Here is a 1,414-nt window from a genome sequence, read left to right on the forward strand (position 1 = left end):
GGCGCGGGCCCACATCGCGCAGGCGTCGACGAACTCGCGCGTCATCTCCCTGGAATAGGAGATGTACATCACGTCCATGCCCCCCGCGGCCTTCTCGCGCGCGGCGCGCAGCACGGCGTAGGCGGCCAGGCCCCAGGTGAGACCGATGCGGCGGCTCTTCTCGACCACCAGGACGTCGGTCCCCTTGCGCTCCAGCAGCGCGACGGCACGGGCCTGGTAGGGCAGCAGGATGCCTTCGACGCCGGTCTCGTCGACCATCGCCGGAACGGTGTCGATCGAGGCGCCCCGCTGGCGCTCCCACTCCTCCTGTGAGATCGGCCCGGTCATCGGCGTTGCCCCAAGACGGGAATCGGGCGATGTTCATCCAGGCGCCCGGTCGGGCGGTCCCCAGCCCTCCCCGGGCCATCAGACCGCAGGCCCTCACCTTTCGGCCGGGCGTCACCCCCCACCCATCCGAGATGGCGGCCAGAGCCGTCGACTTCCTCCAGGCGCCAGCCGCCGCGCGCGAGGGAGCGCCAGATCTGGGCCCGCAGTTCCTCGTTGCTCCAGGCGTCGCCGCCGGCGCGGCGCACGGCCTCGATACGGGCCTCCTCGGGTGTGGCGCGGGAGGCGCTACACCAGGGGCGCGGATCGGGCGAGACGGCACGGTAGTGGGTCATCGCTCAGACCTCCTTCCAGACGCCGTCGCGCAGCCAGCCATGCCAGTGGCCGACGTGGTTGACCGAGGGATCCAGCGTCGGAGCGGACGTCGAGCCGTTCCACCTCCAGCTCGCGCGCCTGCCCATCGGCTTGTGGCCGTGACCGACGAGGAGCCACCCTTCCGCCCCGCACCCGCAGGGGCAGATGTACGCGAACTCGTACTCTCCCTGCCTTTCGCCGGGGATCAGCCGGAAGGAACCGGGGCGGCCCTCGCCTTCGAAGTCGCCCTCGTCCGGGATGTGCCGCGCCCTGGTCACGTCGCCACCCCGAGGATCTGCGCCTTGATCGCCTCGGTCGTCTCGGCGGTGAGCCCCTTGGCGCGGGCTACCACCTCCATGGCCTTGTCGACCTTGCCGGCGAATTCCTTCTCGAGCTTGGCGCGGCGCTGGGAGCTGACGCCCTGCGCCTGCACGGCCGACTTCAGCGCTGCGGCGAGCATCATCGCGTCCTTCGGCGCCATGCGGCCGTCCGCGTCGCCCATCAGCTCGAAGACGAGCATCTTGATGGCCTCGCCGGCCATGATGGTCAGGTCGTCCGAGTCCTTGGCGTCGTAGCGGTCGGCCAGCGCGGCGACGATCTCGCGGGTGCGCTCATCGCGCCGGATGCGGCGGGCGATCTCGGTCGAGTAGCGGTTGAAGCCCTTGTAGCTCGGGATCTCGATCTGCAGCTCGCCGTGATGCTCGGCGTCCAGCGCCTCCAGCTTCGAGACGAACTC

At 70.7% G+C, this 1,414-nt stretch carries 3 protein-coding genes and 1 pseudogene; all 4 read right to left on the bottom strand.

Annotated features, from left to right (window positions below; all coding sequences use genetic code 11):
- Window positions 1-327 (bottom strand): annotated as a pseudogene (locus BM064_RS26650) (hypothetical protein); the annotation flags it as partial.
- Window positions 324-659: a hypothetical protein gene (locus BM064_RS27275; RefSeq protein ID WP_143103491.1), complete on the bottom strand. Its 336-nt coding sequence runs from the start codon at window positions 657-659 to the stop codon at window positions 324-326. The gene BM064_RS27275 and the pseudogene BM064_RS26650, both read right to left, overlap by 4 nt.
- Window positions 660-662: 3 nt before the next feature.
- Window positions 663-956 carry a ubiquitination-like system serine protease family protein gene (locus BM064_RS28260; RefSeq protein ID WP_092866647.1) on the bottom strand — a complete coding sequence of 98 codons (294 nt, stop codon included), beginning with the start codon at window positions 954-956 and terminating at the stop codon, window positions 663-665.
- Window positions 953-1,414 (bottom strand): phage protein Gp27 family protein (locus tag BM064_RS26660; protein ID WP_092866650.1); only part of this gene is annotated, 462 nt, incomplete at its 5' end. The genes BM064_RS26660 and BM064_RS28260, both read right to left, overlap by 4 nt.

The organism is Albimonas pacifica, assembly GCF_900113695.1.
Lineage (GTDB): Bacteria > Pseudomonadota > Alphaproteobacteria > Rhodobacterales > Rhodobacteraceae > Albimonas > Albimonas pacifica.